General features: G+C 46.5%; 14 protein-coding genes and 2 tRNA genes. All 16 read right to left on the bottom strand.

The genetic code is table 11. The features are described 5' to 3' along the window. The 16 genes from ACEN86_RS05530 to ilvB all read right to left on the bottom strand — a co-directional run bounded on the left by ACEN86_RS05530 (nt 1) and on the right by ilvB (nt 17,771). Entirely contained in the window at nt 1-960 is a 960-nt protein-coding gene (locus ACEN86_RS05530; RefSeq protein WP_495633340.1) for an ABC transporter permease, read from the bottom strand. Then, nucleotides 961-2,037, bottom strand: coding sequence for an ABC transporter permease (locus ACEN86_RS05525; protein ID WP_495633339.1), 1,077 nt, complete (start codon nt 2,035-2,037; stop codon nt 961-963). It abuts the gene before it with no gap. Then, nucleotides 2,030-3,565, bottom strand: a complete 1,536-nt coding sequence (locus tag ACEN86_RS05520) for an ABC transporter ATP-binding protein (RefSeq protein ID WP_495633338.1) — start codon at nt 3,563-3,565, stop codon at nt 2,030-2,032. Before ACEN86_RS05520 ends, ACEN86_RS05525 begins: the two co-directional genes overlap by 8 nt. A gap of 149 nt (nt 3,566-3,714) precedes the next feature. Continuing rightward, nucleotides 3,715-4,743, bottom strand: a complete 1,029-nt coding sequence (locus ACEN86_RS05515; RefSeq protein ID WP_495633337.1) for a BMP family lipoprotein — start codon at nt 4,741-4,743, stop codon at nt 3,715-3,717. 284 nt (nt 4,744-5,027) lie between these two features. Next, a tRNA-Gly gene (locus ACEN86_RS05510) sits at nt 5,028-5,101 on the bottom strand. Nucleotides 5,102-5,111: 10 nt separating this feature from the next. Continuing rightward, nucleotides 5,112-5,188: transfer RNA gene (locus ACEN86_RS05505), tRNA-Pro, on the bottom strand. Between the two features lie 77 nt (nt 5,189-5,265). Further along, complete coding sequence (locus tag ACEN86_RS05500; protein ID WP_495633336.1) at nt 5,266-7,386, bottom strand: putative bifunctional diguanylate cyclase/phosphodiesterase; 2,121 nt, start codon at nt 7,384-7,386, stop codon at nt 5,266-5,268. A gap of 119 nt (nt 7,387-7,505) precedes the next feature. After that, nucleotides 7,506-8,468, bottom strand: a complete 963-nt coding sequence (locus ACEN86_RS05495) for an aldolase catalytic domain-containing protein (RefSeq protein WP_495633335.1) — start codon at nt 8,466-8,468, stop codon at nt 7,506-7,508. 198 nt (nt 8,469-8,666) lie between these two features. After that, nucleotides 8,667-9,779 (bottom strand): ATP-binding protein, encoded by a 1,113-nt coding sequence (locus tag ACEN86_RS05490; RefSeq protein ID WP_495633334.1) that lies wholly within the window; start codon nt 9,777-9,779, stop codon nt 8,667-8,669. Between the two features lie 275 nt (nt 9,780-10,054). Then, nucleotides 10,055-10,480: a hypothetical protein gene (locus ACEN86_RS05485; protein WP_495633333.1), complete on the bottom strand. Its 426-nt coding sequence runs from the start codon at nt 10,478-10,480 to the stop codon at nt 10,055-10,057. A 225-nt stretch (nt 10,481-10,705) separates the two neighbouring features. Next, nucleotides 10,706-11,251, bottom strand: coding sequence for a peroxiredoxin (locus ACEN86_RS05480; protein WP_495633332.1), 546 nt, complete (start codon nt 11,249-11,251; stop codon nt 10,706-10,708). A gap of 190 nt (nt 11,252-11,441) precedes the next feature. Next, nucleotides 11,442-12,518 (bottom strand): 3-isopropylmalate dehydrogenase, encoded by a 1,077-nt coding sequence (gene leuB / locus ACEN86_RS05475; protein ID WP_495633331.1) that lies wholly within the window; start codon nt 12,516-12,518, stop codon nt 11,442-11,444. Between the two features lie 195 nt (nt 12,519-12,713). Continuing rightward, on the bottom strand, nt 12,714-14,240 hold the full coding sequence (locus ACEN86_RS05470) for a 2-isopropylmalate synthase (RefSeq protein WP_495633330.1): 1,527 nt from the start codon (nt 14,238-14,240) through the stop codon (nt 12,714-12,716). 110 nt (nt 14,241-14,350) lie between these two features. Beyond that, nucleotides 14,351-15,343, bottom strand: coding sequence for a ketol-acid reductoisomerase (gene ilvC / locus ACEN86_RS05465; RefSeq protein WP_495633329.1), 993 nt, complete (start codon nt 15,341-15,343; stop codon nt 14,351-14,353). A gap of 197 nt (nt 15,344-15,540) precedes the next feature. Beyond that, a complete protein-coding gene (gene ilvN / locus ACEN86_RS05460) occupies nt 15,541-16,026 on the bottom strand; it encodes an acetolactate synthase small subunit (RefSeq protein ID WP_495634223.1) in 486 nt (161 codons plus the stop codon). Continuing rightward, on the bottom strand, nt 16,026-17,771 hold the full coding sequence (ilvB, locus tag ACEN86_RS05455) for a biosynthetic-type acetolactate synthase large subunit (RefSeq protein WP_495633328.1): 1,746 nt from the start codon (nt 17,769-17,771) through the stop codon (nt 16,026-16,028). Before ilvB ends, ilvN begins: the two co-directional genes overlap by 1 nt. Nucleotides 17,772-17,832: the final 61 nt, after the last annotated feature.

The raw sequence follows: 17,832 nt of genomic DNA, 5'->3' as shown, positions 1-17,832 counted from the left end.
TTATCTTTTGCCCGGATCGTAAGGAATCCCCAGTGCAGAAGGAGCCGAAGAACGTCCTACCGCAGCCACCAAGACGATAATGGTCAGCACATATGGAAGCATGTAGATGAATTCCATTGGAATGTGGCTGGACCAGGAGAACAAGGTCACATAACTGCGAATAGCTTGGGAGAAGCCGAAGAACGCTGCGGCCCCGAATGCGCCGATCGGATTCCATTTCCCGAAGATCATGGCTGCAATCGCAATAAATCCTTGACCCGAGATAGTATTGTGCGCAAAAGTGCTTGTTGTGGTTAACGTAACCGTCGCCCCACCTAGAGCAGCAAGAGCGCCACTGATCATTACACCGATATATCGCATACGACGAACATTGATTCCCACTGTATCTGCCGCACTTGGGTGCTCACCCACAGAACGCAGACGCAGACCAAATGGAGTCTTGTAGAGAACATAGTAAGCCACGAACACCAGAATGATGGCCAAATACGTCGTAGGGTAATTATTGAACAAGCCTTCCCCGATAATCGGGATCTGGGAAAGACCCGGGATCGGATACTTACTTACTACCTGCAGAAGCGGAGTCTCACCGTTCCCGTTAAAAATCAGCTTAACCAGATACAAGGTGCTGCCCGCTGCCAGGAAGTTGATCACGATCCCGCTTATAATTTGATCCGCTTTGAACGTAATTGACGCCAAAGCATGGATCAATGAAGCAAGTACCCCCGTAATGACCGCTGCAATAAGACCAACCCACGGAGCTCCTCCGCCCATGCCCGACTGTTCAGCATAGTAAGTAGCTACTGCCGCAGAGAAGGCCCCGAAGGTCATTAGACCCTCAATACCAATATTGGTTACCCCTGAACGCTCTGAGAAGATGCCGCCCAAGGCCGCAAAGATAAGCGCTGTCGAGAATACTAGCGTCGTATTGATCAACTGGCCTAAAGTAGTTACCCAATCCATTTACAACACCTTCTCTTTCTTGCGTTTGGAGTAAAGAGGTTTGAGGACCCAGCGTACGATGCCTTGAGCGGCAATGAAGAAGATGATGGATCCAATAACAATTCGAATTAATTCCGGCGGTACACCCGCACCAAAGCTCATGCCGGCAGATCCGTAAGTCAGAATTCCGAACAGTGATCCTCCCAGCAAAATACCAAACGGATGATTCATCCCAATCAGGGCGACAGCGATACCGTCAAAGCCAATCCCCGGCGATCCGGACATGATCGATTGATAATGAAATACCCCCAGAACCTGTACCGCTCCGGCCAGTCCCGCGAACACGCCGCTAATAAACATCGCTTTAACGACATTACGGCCCACATTCATTCCTGCATATTCAGCTGCATTAGGATTGAATCCTACGGCACGAAGCTCATAGCCCTGCTTGCTCTTCCACAAGAAGTAATAGAAGAACACGGATGCAAGGACTGCAAGGAGCATGCCCCAGTGCATACGGGCATCATTAAAGAAACTAACCAGACTTTGAATGGAGATGGAAGCCGTAGGTTGGATTTCCTCCGAATGGTCCATTCCTTCTGGAAGCAAAAAGCTATTCACGATATAGTTCCCCAAATATAGTGCGGTCCAGTTCAGCATGATCGTTGTAATAACTTCATTTACGCCTCTCTTAGCCTTCAGATAGCCTGCAATGGCAGCCCACAAGCCACCGCAGAGCGCTCCGGCAATCAATGCAAGAGGAGCGTGAATGATCGAGGGTAGCCCGGTCACTTTAATTCCGACAAAGGTAGCTGCAGTCATCCCCACGATGAACTGGCCTTCACCACCGATGTTAAAGAGACCCGCTCTAAATGCAAAGGCAACGGCTAGACCTGTCAAAATCAGCGGTGTAATCTCGCGCAGGGTCTCCCCAAAGTCATACAGATTCCCAAACACCTGCTCAAACAGAGACTGGTAGGCAAGCAGTGGATCATATCCGCCGACAAGCATAATAATCGCTCCGACGATCAAGCCAAATATAATGGCAACCAGAGGGACCACAATACTTCCGGTAAAAATTTTGTACAATTTACTCATGCGCCTTACCTCCCGCCGTGCTGCCTGCCATCATCAGACCGAGTTCCTGATCGTTGGTTGATTCAGGATAGACTTCGCCAACAATTCGGCCTTCATAGATAACCACAATCCGGTCAGATACATTCATAATCTCATCCAGTTCGAACGAAATCAGCAGAACAGCTTTCCCTTGATCCCGCTGTGCGATCAGCTGGCGCTGCACGAACTCGATAGCTCCTACGTCCAGACCCCGGGTAGGCTGCGCAGCGATCAGAAGATCAGGGTTTTTATCTATTTCCCGGGCTATAATTGCTTTCTGCTGATTCCCGCCAGATAAGGATCTCGCCAGCGTATCCATGCTTGGGGTACGGACGTCGAAATGTTCGATCAGACGTTTTGCCTGCTTACCAATGGCATCATAATTCAGAAATCCTTTTCGGTTATAAGGCTCTTTGTAATACGTCTCCAGCACCATGTTCTCTTTCATCGAGAAATCAAGAACAAGACCATGCTTATGACGGTCTTCCGGAATGTGGGACACGCCGCTCTCAATTACTTTTCTCGGAGGCAGATTCGAGATATCCTGATTCAGGACCTTAATGGATCCGCTGTCGATTTTGCGAAGGCCCGTTAAAGCCTCAATCAGTTCACTTTGTCCATTACCATCTACTCCAGCAACCCCGAGAATCTCACCGGCTCTCAGCGTAAGGCTGAGTCCATCCAATACAGGGACTCCGTCCTTATTCTTGGCCGAAATATTATCAACGCGAAGCACCGCTTCCTTCGGTTCAGCCGGCTTCTTGTCCACTTTAAAGGATACGCTTCTTCCTACCATCTTCTCTGCCAGCTCGTGGGGACTAGATTCCGAAGTTTTTACCGTGTCGATTACTTTCCCCCGGCGGATGATCGTAACAACATCGGATATCTGCATGATTTCTTTAAGCTTATGTGTAATCAAAATAATCGACTTGCCTTCAGCAACCAGCCGGCGCATAATCTCCATCAATTCTGCAATCTCCTGCGGTGTCAGAACCGCTGTCGGCTCATCGAAAATCAGGATATCCGCTCCGCGGTAGAGTGTCTTAAGAATCTCAACGCGCTGCTGCATGCCCACGGAAATATCGTGAATCTTGGCATGCGGATTCACCTTGAGCCCATACTGTTCGGACAAGGCCTTAATCTTGGCAGATGCCGTCTTATAATCCAGATTGAGACCTTTGCGCGGCTCCATGCCCAAAATAATATTCTCGGTCACCGTAAACGGTTCCACTAATTTGAAATGCTGATGGACCATTCCGATACCAAGATCAATCGCTTTATTAGGATTATCAATAAGTACAGGTTGACCGTTAATATGAATACTTCCTTCATCCGGCTGATATAATCCGAACACAATGTTCATCAGAGTAGACTTACCCGCTCCATTCTCACCGAGAAGCGCATGAATTTCGCCCTTATTCAGCTTCAAACTAATGGAGTCATTAGCTACAATACCAGGAAACCGCTTGGTAATTTCCTTTAGCTCCAGAACCGGAGGTGCTGCTGACATGAGATCACCCTTCTCATAAAGATAGTCTGGACAGTTCGTGAAAATAACCTTGTTAACAAGGGAACAAGGCTAGTTAGATAACCAGCCTTGCTCTATAAATATAGCCTATATTACTTTCGTCTGTAACTGTAATTCACTACAAATCGGTCTTATTTCTCAGGAACTTTGATTTCGCCGCTAATGATTTTTGCTTTGTAATCATCTACAAGCTTAAGCACGTCAGCTGGAACGTATTTGCTGGAAGTATCCGGAATACCTACACCATTGTCCTTCAAAGTCAGAGTTTCCTGACCACCTTTGAATGTACCGTCGATAACTTCCTGGCTGACACGCTTAACCGCTTCATCTACACGCTTAACCATGGAAGTCAAAGTTACATCCGGGAATTCCAGAGATTGGTCTTTGTCTACGCCGATAACCCATACCTTCTGACCACTCTTCACACGGCCAAGAGCTTCGTTAAATACGCCTGTACCTGTTCCACCAGCTGCTTGGAAAATGATGTCTGCCCCATTGTTGTACTGGGTAGCTGCTGCTGTTTTGCCCAGGTCTGGCTTATCAAATGCACCTGTATAGTTGATGTTCACTTCAGCATTTGGATTAACTGCAAGCACGCCTGCTTTGAATCCAGCTGCGAAACGCTCGATAACCGGAAGCTTGATTCCGCCTACGAAGCCGATTTTGTTTGTTTTTGTCATTTTACCAGCAACGACACCTACCAGGAAGCTGCCTTCATTTTCAGCGAAAGTTACCGATTTAACATTCGGAGCATCCACTACGGCGTCGATAATCGCAAGCTTGGCATCCGGGTTTTGTTTAGCCACAGTACCTACTGCATCGCCAAGGCTCATACCAATACCCCAAGTCAAAGCGTACTTGCCTTTAACAAATTTATTCAAGTTTGTATTGTAATCGTCTGATTTTGTACTTTGCAAATATTCTGCTTTAACGCCTTTATCCTTCTGTAATTGCTGCAGACCTTCCCAAGCAGACTGGTTGAACGATTTATCGTTAACCCCACCAACGTCAGTAACCATACCGATTTTGATATCGGATTTGGATGAACCTTCGGAAGTGCCTGCACTGCCGTTTGTTTCACTTTTCTTGTTACCGCATCCTGCTAGTACTACAGTAAGTGCAAGCAGCATAACAATCGACAATTTAAAAGTCTTTTTCATTGTTTATAATCCCCCTTAGAAATTTGAAGCGTGTCTGTCGACCAAATTATACAATTAAACCAGATTAAAATCCACACATTAATGAACGAAGGTCAATAAATTTACGGATTTGAAAGCATGCAAACGCTTAATTGTCAATAGCTAACTTGCTATGTTCGTTTAAGAGAGCCTCTGCTCCCTAAACCTCTACGAGTATCCGATATTAGCATTCCCCAAAGTGATCCAATTCATCATTTATTGACAAATAAAAAAGCCCTTCACCAGGAAGGGCTTGAATATGCGTATGGAGCGGGTGATGGGAATCGAACCCACGCTATTAGCTTGGAAGGCTAAAGTTCTACCATTGAACTACACCCGCAAAATGATAATGGTCGGGACGACACGATTTGAACATGCGACCCCCTGGTCCCAAACCAGGTGCTCTACCAAGCTGAGCTACGTCCCGTTATCTTGCCTATATGTTTCGTAAAGACAAAAATAAATATATCATTTTTATTTACACTTTGCAAGTACTTTTTACAATCAACCCGCTACCCGACCCAGAAAGCGTTCTTCAATATCCTGTGCACCCAAGGGCTTGCTGAATAAATACCCTTGACCCTCATGGCAGCGTTGAAGCTTCAGGAACTCAAGCTGCTCCTGATTCTCTACTCCTTCTGCCGTTACCTTTAACTTTAAATGATGAGCCATCGATGTAATGGTCGACACAATAGCCGCATCATTATTGTCCTGCATCACTTCTTTTACAAAAGAGCGGTCGATCTTCAATCGGTCAATGGGCAGGCTCTTCAGATAATGAAGTGAACTGTATCCCGTACCAAAGTCATCGATACTGATGTGAACCCCCAGCTCTTTGAGCCGTCTCAACTGGTCAAATGCCGCTTCTCTATCGAATGTCATACTTTCCGTGATCTCAAGCTCAAGATAGCCGGGGTCAAGCTCGATCTCCGCGAGAATATCCCTGATATGCTCCGAAAGATGAGATTGCCGGAATTGCCGCATCGATAAGTTTACAGAGATACAGATAGGCTCGTAGCCCTGCATCTGCCAATTTTTATTCTGAGTACAGGCCGTGCGCAGCACCCAATCTCCTAAAGGGACAATCAGTCCGCTCTCTTCAGCTAATGGGATGAATTCCGCCGGAGGAATAAGGCCGCGATGAGGATGATTCCAACGCACAAGTGCCTCCATACCCACAATTTTACCGGTATCCAGATGGATTTGAGGTTGAAATTCGAGGAAGAACTCCTGTCTTTCAATTCCTTTGCGCAGGTCGTTCTCCAATTTGAGACGGGATTGTACCTGTACCTGCATAGACGGCATGTATCGGCTGGATTCTAACCCTTGCTCCTTCGCGTTATGAACGGCCATATCCGCATTCTGCAGTAGCTGGTCTGCCGTCTGTCCATCCTCGGGATGTATAGCGAGACCAAGACTGACGGAGAGGTGGTACTCCGAATTGTCAATTACCATTGTTGATTCCAGAGCAGCAAGAAGCTGCTCCATTCGTTCATGCATATCGCTGGCGTGCGATATCCCTGGCACAATAACAGCAAACTCATCCTCGCCCATCCGAAATACTTCTTCGGCAGGAGTGCAGCTGCGAACCAAGCGTTCTCCCATTACTTTAAGAATACGGTCACCTGCGCTGTAACCCAGGGAATCATTAATTGCCTTAAACCGGTTAATATTCACGATAATCACTGCAGTTGAAACGCCTGAAATGCTCGAGAACTCAATTTGCTTCTTGAGCGTCTCCTTCAATTGTCTACGGTTAGGCAGTCCGGTAAGATCATCATGATAAGCCAGGTATGTTATCCTCTCTTCAGCCAGCTGCCTGTAACGAAGAGGTTCCTCAATCGTAAGCTTATATATACCCTTCAATATATAATAATAAGAAAGCATCATTAGTATTTCGCCTGTCAAATGCGCAATCCCCAGAGAACCCGGTTCTGAAATGAAGGTTAAATAATGCCCCATCATCATAAAGATCAGTGCACTAATAACGGAAAGAATGGCCGTGGAACGTCCTATGCGATTCTTGTACAAAATAGCAGACAGTGCACCAATATACAGAAGCTGTATGCCCACACTCCCAAGCAGCTGCCATGAACTAGTACCATTACGGCCAAACAACAAGGGTAAGCTGGATTGGTATTGACCTATCAAGTACAGACCTAATGTAACTATTACTAAGGATATGGCAAGCAGGGTAACCTTCTGAGTCCGGCCAACCTCCTTGTCATTACTGCTAAATATAATAAGTACTCCTGCGGCACCGATTCCATGAGATAGCATGACCATCCACACGAGCGTATTAGTCTCAAATTGCAATCCAAGCAGTTGAACACCACTAAAAGATATCTTATACAAGACATCAATAATACCGACTGCAGCAAAAAGAACAGCACTGTATAACCGGTGTGTGGACAGCTTGTTCGAAAAAAATATGCACCCCTGTGCAAAAATCGCGAAGCAAATCGCTCCAGACAAGAATCCTACCGACAAGAGCAGTCCCTGCAGTACTTCCTTCATCTGAGCTCCGCCAAACGAAGCCGTGGAGATCATGCTTACCCAGATCATGACGACAAGTCCACACAATCCTTTAAATATTGTCATCTTCTCTGCTTTTCTGATCTGCATTTGCCTTCTGACCCCCAGATGATATATCAGCTTATGTGACAATAATTCCACATCTTTCGCGTTTTTCCTTCTTTTTTGGCAAAAAAACCCGGCAGAGCTCTGCCGGGTTCCCGAGTAACCTATTGTTTTTTCTCGAAGCTAACCTCTGGAGTCGTTAACTTATCATAGAAACCTACCACTTTATCCTTGTCTGCAGAAGCTCGGAGAGCCATAGCCGAACGCGGATGTTCATCTAATGTTCCAGTGATCATGTAAGGAACCAGGTATCCCCATTCTTCCTTCTCGCGCAGAGGAATCAGCAGGTTCTCAAGCACCTCAAGCACAGGACGAAGCTTGTAATGGGTATTCTTCAAGTGTGTTACCAATAGCTCTGTTGGGCAGTTTCCTGCCGCACGTCCCATCCCATATACCGAAGCATCCAGGAATTCAACACCATTTTGAGCAGCCACAAGCGTATTGGAGAAAGCGAGCTGCATGTTGTTATGGGTATGTACACCCAAGCGCTTGTTAGGCAGATGAGTCTTGAACTTCTGTACCAGATATTCCATATCTTTATAATCAAGACTTCCGTAGGAATCCACGATATATACAACATCTACAACACTTTCATTGATCATTTCAAAGGCTTCCACCAATTCGTTCTCCATTACATTGGACAGCGCCATGATGTTCAGTGTTGTCTCATATCCTCTGTCATGGAATGTCTGAACCAGCTGAAGCGCCTTGTCCACATCTTTGATGTAACAAGCTACGCGGATCAGATCCAGCATGCTTTCTGAGCGGGGCAGGATGTCATTCTCATCAACACGGCCAATGTCCACGAGGGCGGACAGCTTGGTTGTGCCTTTTTGAGGGATCACTTTACGTAGAAATTCATCATTCAGAAAACGCCAAGGACCTGCAGAATCAGCTCCGGACAGCAGTTTTGGAGAATTCTTATATCCAATTTCCATATAATCAACGCCTGCTTCATTCAAGCCTGCGTAGAGTTGTTGAACGAATTCCACGCTGAAATCCCAGTTATTCACGAGACCTCCGTCCCGTATAGTGCAATCGACAATTTTACTATTATTCGTCTTCATCCGCAAAGGTACCTTCTCTCATCTGTTTTACTATTCATCTTACTTGAAGCTAAAAGCAAAAGTAAAGGTTATATCCAAAGTTATTTGACCGATTCAGCACAATTCCGTGTTCCCTGGCCCACTTTAGCAAAAAGACGCCCATGCATGAATGCATAGGCGCACGTTATTGGACTATCTCATCTTAATCAAAAGCGCGGTTTAGACCTGGTGCGTTAATGGAAGCGATATCATAAATACAGTGCCTTCTCCCTTCATACTGTCCACCAAAATCGTTCCTCCATGATTCTTGATGATCTTGTAACTGACAGAGAGCCCTAGGCCCGTTCCCTTCTCCTTCGTGGTGAAAAAAGGATCAAATAGGCGTGTAAGCAAAGTTTTATCCATTCCGTTCCCATTATCCTTAACCGAGATATTCACATAACTGCCTTCCTGCTTTGCACCTATCTCAATCATTCCTGCGTGGTCACCTTGCACTTCTTCAATAGCTTCCATCGCATTCTTGATAATATTCAGGATTACTTGTTTGATTTGTTTGACATCAATTGAGACCAATAACGATTCATTAATCTGTTGAAGTCTCATTTCGCATCCCTTCATAAGAGCTTCGCTCTCACTAAGCAGGAGAGTATCCTTCAATAAGGAAGGTACACTTACAACCGTCTTTTGGGGGGCTGAGGGCTTTGAGGAATTTAGAAACTCATGGATGATGTCATTCGCACGATCAATTTCCATCAGTATAATTCGAGCATACTCATCTTTCCCAAGCTGAAGAAGGTGCGGACGCAACAGCTGGATAAAACCGCGGATTGCAGTAAGAGGATTTCGTATCTCATGGGCAATGGCCGCCGAAATCTTGCCCAGCATCGCCAGCTTATCGTTCTGATAAGCGGTCTGTTCAATTTGCTTGTAGTCAGATACATCCTTTACGCTCAGAAGGAAATCTCCATCCATCTGATCTCCATAAGTAACGGTAATGAGCCAGTGCCTTCCATACTCATCAATTAACTCATGGTATTTGCGGCGGTGAAAGATAGTCTCCCTGTAGATTCTGGCAATCTTCTTCTGTTTGAAACGGCTTAGATAGGGATGACGCAGGAGCTGAAGAAGATTACAGCCGATCAGGGACTGACGAGGAAGTTCGAGAAGCTTGGCCATCTGAACATTGATGAAAGTTAGAACACCGTCACTATCAAATAGAAGAATACCGCTATCAAGATGCTGCAGCACATTCTCATACTTATTTTTGACAAGTTGGGTCGATTGAAATGCTTGAACTGACTGAAGCAGTGTTTCTTGAAATTCACTCAACAAGTTGACCCCCCCTTTTCTGATTAATGATGTACCTGCCTATCCGACATTATTCCATCATCTAACGAAAGAAGTTAAACTAACTCTTGCAACGAACCTTCTCTCTATCCTCTCACTCTATGGGGCTAGTCCGACATTGGAAAAACCTAGAAAACTTCTGTAATCATCATATTAAGTATGCCCGGAACCGTCAATCAGAGAAACTGTCGAAAAAAGCAGGATTTCCCCGTCTCTATCTCATTTTCCCAAAAAGAAAAGATAGCCTCCTGGACAGGAGACTACCTTGTGCTGCCTTTACTCTTATTGTAAATCAGCTTGGTACGTCTTTGACTCATGACCGCAAGCCGCTTCTTGAGCTCTCTTTCCCACTTCTCATCCTCAATCTGCTTCGCTACCGTGAGCAGATCCAATGAGATGTCAATCTGACTCTGAACGATATCGAGTGGGTCCTCGCTCTCGTAATTGACACAATTGCCGAAGATCGACTCCTCGTCTTCCATTACAAAGTCTTGAAAGTCCACCTCAGCAGCCCCGTCATCGTGAGCGTATTCAGCCAATATCTCATACTCATTCTCTACTTTATAATGAACCTCCACCCGATGGCAGACCGGACAGAAAAGCAGGGGAACATTATGGACTTGCGTACGATAATGTTTCAATGTTCCTTTCGTGCCAACCATACTCGCTCCACAGCAAAAACTCATTCCCCTTCACCTTCCTTAATTAGGTTCAATAACAGGATATAAAGCGCTTCATTTCCATTTCCTTTAAGGTATTCGCGAAGTGAAATGTAAATTCCTTTCAAAGTGAGGAATTTACGGCACATATTTGAACAAATAAGGAAATAGTCCTACTTTATGGGATAAAAAGCCCCCTCGCTAGGTGTAGACACCAAGAGGGGGCTTTCTTAATACTTGTCCAGCTGCAAATTATACGTTAAGGTTCTTGTCGCCTGGCTTCCAGTTCATAGCGCACAATCCGCCGGATTGCAAAGCTTGAAGCACACGAAGAGTCTCTTCCACGCTGCGTCCCACATCGTTGTGGTTAACAACTTGATACTTGAGCTCTCCTTCTGGATCGATGATGAACAAGCCGCGCAGGGCAATTCCTTCTTCTTCGATCAGAATACCATATTCACGAGCAACGCTCTTTGTGATGTCAGCAGCAAGCGGGAAGTTCAATTGTCCAAGACCATTGCTGTCTTTAGGCGTATTGATCCATGCTTTGTGGCTGTGTACAGAGTCTGTGCTCGCGCCCAGAACTTCAGTATCCAATGCTTTGAACTGCTCATAAGCATCACTAAGTGCTGTAATCTCTGTAGGGCATACAAATGTAAAGTCAAGCGGATAGAAGAAGAATACCAACCATTTACCACGGTAATCTGTCAACTTCTTACGACCAAATTCTTTTCCGTCTCCAGTCACAATTTCAAGATCGAAATCCGGAGCGGGTCTACCAACCAAACGTTCTGCCATTTCAAAATCCTCCTTTGAAAATATGTAAGAAAACTAGCCAAGGGCTGTTCCCTTTATCAACTTATGCAATTACTGATTACATACAAATGGTATCATCGGTAAAATGCAAAGTCAAGATTAGAAGAATTTCTTTTTTATAATAATTATAAATAAGTTGTTTTTGTTAAATCTGATTCGTTCCCAATCTTTACTACTTCATAGCCGCTACGATAAGATCGCCCATCGCAGTTGTGCCGATTGCCTTGCTCTTATCTACAGCGATGTCTCCTGTACGGTGGCCTGCATCCAATACCTCAGCAACAGCCGCTTCAATCGCATCTGCAGCATCGGCATAACCGAAGGTCAAGCGGAACATAAGAGCTACAGACAGAATCGTAGCAATCGGGTTAGCAATATTCTGACCAGCAATATCCGGAGCAGAACCATGTACCGGCTCGTACAGACCAAAGCTTCCTTCACCCATAGATGCAGAGGAGAGCATTCCGATGGATCCCGTAAGCATCGCTGCTTCGTCACTTAGAATATCTCCGAACATATTCTCGGTTACGATAACATCAAAGCTTGATGGACGTCTCAGGAGCTGCATTGCACAGTTGTCTACAAGCACATGCTCAAGTTCCACGTCCGGATACTCTGGAGCTACACGGATGACAACTTCACGCCATAGGCGGGAGGTTTCCAGCACGTTCGCTTTATCAACGGAAGCCAGCTTTTTCCGGCGCTTTTGAGCAATTTCAAACGCCTGACGGACGATGCGCTCCACTTCAGATACATTGTAAGCACAAGTATCTACAGCTTCCTGGCCATTTTCGGTATCGCGGCGGAATTTCTCCCCGAAATAAATACCTCCGGTCAATTCGCGAACAACCATAAGATCAGTGCCTTCAAGTACTTCAGGCTTCAGTGTAGAAGCATCCTTCAGGCAATCAAATACTACAGCAGGACGCAGGTTGGAGAACAAGCCCAGTGCTTTGCGAATGCCCAGAAGTCCTGTCTCGGGACGAAGCTCCTTCGGATTCGTATCCCACTTAGGTCCGCCAACAGCGCCCAGCAATACAGCGTCTGCAGATTTACAAATTTCAAGTGTATCCTCTGGAAGCGGGGTTCCTTTCTCATCAATCGCAATCCCGCCGAACAAGGCATGCTCAGTCTCAAAACGGTAGCCAAACAGCTCCTCCGTACGTTTCAATACTTTCTCTGCTTCTGCTACTACTTCGGGTCCAATCCCGTCTCCGGCGATGACCGCAATTTTCTTCACTTCTGACATATTCATCCACTCCCTTAGTTAGGCTCAGTCCAATAACATACTCATTCAGTTGTAACATATCTGGATTGGTTAGACAAAGATATAGAATCTATGACGTTAATAGGTTATGGCTATAAGCAGCCAAGCTGCATATATAATAAGAGCCCCTTCGAGCGGATCACCGCTGCGAAAGAGCCTCTTATTGTCTGTACCCGATTAGTGGGAAGATACAGATTTCTTTTTATCAAAAAGACGATTCAGCGCATCCACATAAGCCCGGGCGCTTGCCTCAAGAATATCTGTACTGACGCCTCGCCCCTGGACGGATACATCATTCTGGGTGAGCACGACGTGCACTTCCCCTTGAGCATCCTTACCATGGCTGATCGATTTGATGGAGTAGTCAGATAACTCAACGTCTTCCTTGGACGCTTTATCAATCGCATTATAGATCGCATCCACAGAGCCGTTGCCTTCTGCTTCTTCCTCGGTGATGCCCTTGCCTTGAACAGCTATACGCACTTTAGCCTTAGGTGTAGATTCATTGCCATAAGAAACGTAGATCGTCTCCAGATGAAATACCTCTGGTGTATCCGTCAGCTTCTCTTCAAGAATAGCCAGTATATCTTCATCTGTGACATCCTTCTTCTTGTCTGCAAGGATCTTAAATTTGGCAAAAGCTTCATTCAGCCGCTCATCCTCAAGTACATACCCCATGTCCACGAGTTTCTCACGGAAAGCGTGACGACCTGAGTGCTTCCCAAGTACCAATTTACTTTCCTTCAGTCCGATCGTCTCCGGAGTAATGATCTCGTAAGTGGTCTTCTCCTTGAGCATGCCATCCTGATGGATTCCGGATTCATGGGCAAATGCATTTGCCCCTACGATGGCTTTGTTGCCAGGGACAACCATCCCTGTCAGCTTACTGACCAGGCGGCTTGTCCGGGCAATCTCAGTCAGCTGCAGAGAGGTCTTGGCGCCGAAGAAGTCCTGACGGGTTTCGAGCGCCAGAGCAACCTCTTCGATTGCGGTGTTCCCTGCGCGTTCACCAATCCCGTTGATCGTTCCCTCGATCTGATCGGCTCCATTGAGGATCGCAGCGAGCGCATTCACGGTTGCCATACCAAGATCATCATGGCAGTGTGCACTAAGCTGTATTTTCTCAATCCCATTTACACGCTCTTTCAGCGTCTTGAATATATTACCATATTCATAAGGGCTCAAATAACCGACTGTATCCGGAATATTTACTACAGAAGCGCCTTCACGTATCGCCATTTCTGTCACTTCACAGAGAAAGTCGATTTCTGTACGGCCTGCATCTTCTGCGGAGAACTCAATCTTGGAGAAATACTTGCGCGCATAGCGAAGTGCCGCTGCGGCTGTCTCCAAAACCTGCTCCTTCTCCATTCTCAACTTGTGCTTCCGGTGAATCGGTGAAGTAGCCAGGAAAATGTGAATACGCGGATCCTCAGCTCCCTGAAGCGCTTCTCTTACCGCATCAATATCCTGGGTCCGTGAACGAGAAAGACCAATAACACTGGAATTTTTGAGTGCGCGAGCAACCGCATTTACAGAAGCCAAATCACCTGGGGATGCAGCCGGAAAACCAGCCTCAATCCGGTCAACACCAAGCTTCTCCAGCTGATGAGCAATTTCCACCTTCTCACGGGTATTAAGGTTAACTCCCGGTGACTGTTCCCCGTCCCTCAGCGTCGTATCGAACACATAAATCTTCCGCATAACTACACCTCCTGAATATTTCAACTAACTGATTAAGCACCTAGAAACCTTCAATGCGGCTCACGCTTATGCATGGCCGCATTGAAAGGTCGAACCTATATAGATGAGTATTACTTCTTGATCCAGTGCATCAATCCGCGAAGCTCTGCACCAACTACTTCAATTGGATGACTAGCTTCATTGCGGCGGGTAGCTGTCAAGAATGCACGGTTGGACTGATTCTCAAGAATGAAGTCACGTGCAAATTTACCTTGTTGAATGTCGGAAAGAACAGCTTTCATAGCTTTCTTCGTCTCTTCAGTTACAACGCGAGGACCTGTTACATAGTCACCGTATTCCGCTGTGTTCGAGATGGAATCGCGCATAGTAGCCAGACCTCCTTCATAGATCAGGTCTACGATGAGCTTCAATTCATGGAGACACTCGAAATATGCCATTTCTGGAGCATAACCTGCTTCAGTCAATGTTTCAAATCCAGCTTTGATCAGGGCGCTTACGCCACCGCAGAGAACAGCTTGCTCACCGAACAAGTCGGTTTCTGTCTCTTCACGGAAGGAAGTTTCAATAACTCCTGCACGAGTACAGCCAATTCCTTTTGCATAAGCAAGTCCGATTTCTTTGGCTTGTCCAGTTGCATCCTGATGTACAGCGATAAGTCCTGGTACACCAAATCCTTCAACATAAGTACGGCGAACCATGTGACCTGGGGATTTAGGCGCTACAAGCAGTACATCGTTGTCTTTAGAAGGAACGATTTGACCGAAATGAACGTTGAATCCGTGTGCGAACAGAAGAGCTGCACCTTTTTTGAGGTTAGGAGCAATTTCGCTATTATACACAGAAGCCTGTGTTTCATCTGGCATAAGAATTTGAACTACATCCGCACGGCGAGTTGCTTCAGCAACAGGCAATACTTCAAAACCGTCTTCTTTGGCTTTATCAAAAGACTTACCTTCACGAAGACCCACTACTACGTTAAGTCCGCTTTCACGCAAGTTCTGTGCATGGGCATGCCCTTGGCTTCCGTATCCAATAATTGCGATGGTCTTTCCTTTCAATAAGCTAAGCTCTGCATCTTGTTCATAGTACAATGTTACTGCCATTTTCGTTCGTCCTCCTAAAATAGTATTGGTCGATGCCTGCCGGTTCCCCTAAATTCCGGTTCCTTTCAGCTATCGCCGATTGTATAAACCCTCCACATAATGAACGGGTGCTTCAAAGGACCTGTTTGAGCTGCTTGATCCCTTCAAGCCCCCGCTCATTATGGCGGGTTCTTCATCTGCATGATCGTATTTATAAATTAGGCATTACCACGAATCATTGCGGTTACTCCGGTCCGGGACAACTCCCGGATTCCGTATGGAGCCAGCAGTTCAATCATAGCATCAATTTTCTCTGTGTCACCAACAACTTGAACCATCAGGCTGTGAGTACCGATATCCACAACAGCAGCGCGGAAGGTCTCAACCAGTCCCATGATTTCAGGGCGCTCGGATGGCTCAGACTTGACTTTAATAAGCGCAAGCTCTCTTGCAACCATGGGCTTGGAGCTGAGATTGACAACCTTGATGACATCAATCAGTTTGTACAGCTGCTTCTCAATCTGCTCCAGTGTCTTGTCATCTCCGTGAGTGACAATAACCATACGCGACAAGCCTTGCTCCTCGGATTGGCCCACGGTGATACTTTCAATATTGAAGCCTCTGCGTCCGAACAATCCGGACACACGCTGCAGAACTCCCGGCTGGTCATTTACTAAAACGGCAATTGCATGGCTTTTAGTCATCATTCGCTATCCCCCATTAACATTTGATCAATGGTGGAGCCCTGCGTAACCATCGGATATACATTTTCCCCTTTGTGTACTACGAACTCAACCAGTACCGGACCAGGAGTCTCCAGAGCTTCCTGCCATATCTTCTTGGCTTCTTCCTTGTTCGTTGCCCGCAGTCCTTTCACTCCGTAAGCTTCAGCGAGCTTCACGAAATCAGGGCTTCCAGCCAGATCAATGTGGCTGTAACGGTTCTCGTAGATCAGTTCCTGCCATTGGCGTACCATGCCAAGAACCTGATTGTTGATAACAACGATCTTCACCGGAATTTTGTTAATCGCACAGATGGCAAGCTCTTGCGAGCACATTTGCATACCGCCATCTCCGTTGATTGAAATTACCAGGCGTTCAGGATGAGCCATTTGAGCACCAATCGCTGAAGGGAAGCCGAAGCCCATCGTACCAAGCCCTCCTGAAGTAATCCAGGAACGAGGTTGATTGAACTTGTAGTACTGGGCTGCCCACATCTGATGCTGACCTACATCGGTAGTTACAATCGCTTGACCGTGAGTGGTCTCATTCAAATGTTCAATAACCCATTGAGGCTTGAGCTCGGTATCCGAATCAATGTATTTCAGCGGCTTCTCCTGCTTGCGTGTCTGGATGGTCTGTCTCCAGGCATCAGCCTTCTCGGCATAAACCGGATTTTGATTGAGCAGTTCAAGAACCGTCTTAGCATCGCCGACAATTGGAATGTCAGCAGGTACATTTTTGCCAATCTCAGCCGGATCAATATCAATATGAACAATCTTGGCCAGTGGAGCAAAGCCCCCCAGAGCCCCTGTTACGCGGTCATCGAAGCGGGCACCGATATTGATAAGCAGATCGGCTTCCTGGATACCATGGTTCGCTGTGAACGTTCCGTGCATTCCCGGCATACCCATCCATAGTTCGTGGCCGCTTGGGAATGCGCCAAGTCCAAGCAGGGTGGTCGTAATCGGAATTCCTGTGTTGTTCACGAATTCGAACAAGGCTTCATGGCCACCGGAGTAGATGACGCCTCCTCCCGCAATAATTACTGGACGCTCCGCTTCGCGAATCGCCGCTTGAAGCTTATCAAGCTGCAGGCGGTTCGGCTGAACTGTTGGATTGTATCCGCGAAGATTCACGCTCTCAACCGGATTAAACAGCGTCTTGGCCGCCGACACGTCTTTCGGAATATCAATCAATACCGGACCTTTACGTCCTGTGTTCGCAATGTGGAACGCCTCATGAATGACGCGCGGAAGATCATTTACATCACGTACAAGGTAGCTGTGCTTCGTGATCGGCATTGTAATCCCTGTAATATCCGCTTCCTGGAATGCATCTGTACCAATTAAGGTAGTTGCTACATTCCCCGTGATAACTACAAGCGGCACTGAGTCCATATATGCGGTCGCGATTCCGGTAACCAGGTTCGTTGCCCCTGGACCTGAGGTAGCGATACAGACTCCCACTTTGCCGCTGGCACGAGCATAACCGTCTGCTGCGTGAATAGCGCCCTGCTCATGTCTGGTCAGCAAGTGATGGAAATCGTTAAATCCATAAAGCGCATCGTAAATATATAATACGGCTCCACCCGGATAGCCGAAGACACAGTCGACCCCCTCAAGCACCAAGCTTCTGAGCAAAATATCCGAACCTGTAATCACTTCCGGCTTCATCCATTTCTCACGTAATTCTTCTGTAGAGCGCATCTCTGGAATTCGAGCGTTCATCAGTCATCCTCCTCTCAAAATTACCATTCACATAGCCTAGGTCTATAACATCAAAAAAACC

The organism is Paenibacillus sp. Paensp111 (genome assembly GCF_059492195.1).
This window is presented reverse-complemented; position numbering and strand designations above follow the sequence as displayed.